This window comes from Syntrophomonas sp. UBA5494 (assembly GCF_002426325.1).
Genome location: NZ_DIPG01000013.1, coordinates 1 through 3,124, shown reverse-complemented (window position 1 = coordinate 3,124; position 3,124 = coordinate 1). Strand labels below are relative to the sequence as shown.

Annotated in this window: 2 protein-coding genes; one reads left to right on the top strand and one right to left on the bottom strand. The window is 44.8% G+C overall.

Features of this window, described 5'->3' with window-relative positions; translation table 11 throughout:
• On the bottom strand, positions 1-287 hold a 287-nt coding region (locus B3W37_RS01840; RefSeq protein WP_483174610.1), incomplete at its 3' end, for a helix-turn-helix transcriptional regulator.
• A 408-nt stretch (positions 288-695) separates the two neighbouring features.
• Here B3W37_RS01840 and B3W37_RS01835 point away from each other — a divergent pair.
• The coding region (locus tag B3W37_RS01835) for a DUF6531 domain-containing protein (RefSeq protein ID WP_483174609.1) at positions 696-3,124 on the top strand (2,429 nt) is incomplete at its 3' end.

Here is a 3,124-nt window from a genome sequence, read left to right as displayed (position 1 = left end):
ATGCCGTTGAGGATCTCAAAACGATAGCCCGGTTCATCGGGGATTTCCAGATAGTCCTGATAAGTAAGCTTTTTGGCGGGCCTGGTCTCATAGCGGGCTGACTGTTCATGAACCCCACCGCCATCCAGCGCTTTAACTACCTCCTCAAGCTGGTAACGATACTGCCTGCGGCCCAGTTCAACAAACGGAATCCTCTTTTCACGTGTATATCTCCAAATCGTTTCTACCGACAGGTTCAAGGCTTCAGCAAGGCTTTGGGCGGTTATCAGATCTTTGTCCGCTTTCATATGCTCACCTCCAACTCCATTGTATGTAACTTTGCAATTATTATCAACCAAAATAAACAATTATAAACTAAAACAAACCGAAAGACGTGGGTTGCGGCTCGAATAGCGCTCTTATTCGCCAAGCAATTTGCCGTACCTGATCGAACTATGGAAGCTTTTTCGGGGTGTTCCACTTAACAAAGCTGCAGATCGTTGCGTTTTATCCAACGGTAATCTCTGGCGGAGTAGATCTGGCGGAGCATGAAATCATTTTATGACAAAAACGGTCGTTCATGTCTGATTCGCAGCAGTTCATGATATTGTGGCAGGAAATAGCAATAAAATGTCGTAATGGATAGTATTGGCAATATTGGTGGGGGATAGACAATGAATTCATTTCAAAAGGCAGAAAAAATGAGGGGGTAGGTCATGAAACGAGTTTTACAGCCACGCTTCTTGCTGATCGCACTTCTATTATGCGCCATTTTCTTCGCGTATCCTGACAGCGCTTTAACAAAAGCTGAAGAATTGAGTAGTTCTGCAAATGACGCCATTACCGTTGAAATTGTGGACGACAATGATTCGCCCGAAAACCCTCCAGACAACACCCCAGAAAACACGCCACCATTAAACAACGATCAAGAACCGGAATTGCAGCTGGACATTCCTGAAAATCCTGGTAAAAAGCCATTCTCACGGGATGAGTATCGTGAATGGAAGTCCCAGCTACTTGAGCAGAAAAGAGCGAGAGCAAACCGTAATACAGTTGCTGCTGTTGCAACAACAGAATCCACCGAAGAAGTAATCGAGATATGGACTGCGGAGGATTTGTACAACGTCCGCTATAATTTGGGCGGCCATTATGTCCAAATGGCCGATATTGATTTGAGCGGATATGAAGATTGGTTACCGATAGGTACAGCAATTATACAGGGTGGTACAGACCCACATTGTAGCTTTCAGGGATTCTATGACGGTAATAACTACAAGATAACTAATCTGTCGATTATAACAACAGGGCATGAGTCAACTCCAGGCAAACGGCCTGAATATGCAGATAATGGTTTGTTCGCTTCAGTTGAGAACGGTCGTATATGCAATGTTAATATACTTGATGCTGTTGTCGGGACTACATTCATAACTGATGCTGGTATATTAGCAGGCTGGGTATACAATGCATCTATAGATAATTGCCATGTGCAGGGAAGAATTTTTTTTACGGAGGAATTTTATAATGAGGTAGATTCTATCGGGGGGATAGCTGGTTGGGCAGAAAATATTGATATAAGGAATTGCTCGGCTGTAATATCAACAGGGGCTGCCGAAGCAGGTTCTGTAGGTGGATTAATTGGATGGATTGTTGAAGGCGTTATAATAAAATGTCATGCCACGCTCGATTTGGTTTTGGAAGGTGACGATGATGGTAGGTCAGATGTTGATAGTGTTGGGGGTCTTATTGGGTGGTGTGATAGTTGTGAAATTGAAGACAGTCATTCTACTATTAATTTAAGTATGTTAAGCACTACTAGTACGCGTAATAGTGTTAATGCATTTGGTGGTTTTATCGGATGGTTTTCTGGTGGACATACATACAGGTGTTATAGCGAAGGAGAAGTTAACTTAAAGTTAGATAATGGCAATAGTATTGGTGGTTTTACCGGATTTGCCGGATGGGATACGTCCATTAGTGAATGCTATTCATCTGTTGATTTTAATATAGAACTAGTTGATGGTGTTACAAGCGTTTATTTAACTTGTTGTGGTGGGTTCATTGGGAGCATTTGGGAAGGCGTCATAAACAATTATTCAACTGGTGATATATATATAAAAGTATCTTGTGAAGATGAAGATATTTGGATGATATGTAATATCGGCGGCTTTACGGGTGATATCGATGAAGAAGACGCTGAGATGAGTAACTGCTATACAAGTGGTAGAATAATCCCAGACCGGATCCCAGACGTTGAGAATTGGATATTAACAGGATTTGCTGGTGTTTACTATAATGATCATGATGAAATATATGAAACGATACATGATTGTTATTATGATTATGAAAAATCGCAATTAGATGATAATAGTGCGTTCCCAAAAACCACCGCAGAAATGAAGCTTCAAGAAACCTATGTCGGCTGGGACTTTGAAAACATATGGAAAATCGACCCGAACGAAAATGACGGCTATCCCTACCTGGAAGCCGGAGGCAAAATCATTTCCAAAGACCTCTTGGGCCTGCGCCCCTTCTGCGGCTATAACGGCTCGGTCAACCTCTCCACCGGCAACTTCATCCAGCAGAACACCGATATAGACATCCCCCTGCCCGGACCCGGCTTGCGGTTCACCCGCTTCTACAACAGCCAGGATGACTATACCGGCCCATTAGGCAAGGGCTGGACGCATAATTACAATGTCCATCTCGCCGTCAACCCCGACGACAGTATTGCCGTGTCTTATGCCGACGGCCATGTTTATGTATTTACCCTGGACGGCAGCGATTACAGCCCTCCTCCCGGCTGCTACGAAGAACTGGCTTTAGGCCCTGATGACGGCTACACCCTGACCTTTAAGGATCACAGCGCATACGTATTCAATGCCTCCGGGCAGCTGGAAAGCAGCACCGACCAGAACGGCAACAGTCTGGAATTCACCTATAGTAGCGATCTGCTCAGCACAGTTACCGATCCGGGCAGCGGGCAGAACTTGAGCCTGGATTACGACAGCGAAAACCATTTGACCGAGATCACCGATCTCATGGGGCGCAACGCGGAATACGGCTACATGGATGGCAATCTGACCACGGTACAGGACGTAAACGGCGGATTGACCCAATACGGCTACGATGCCCACGGCCTGACCAC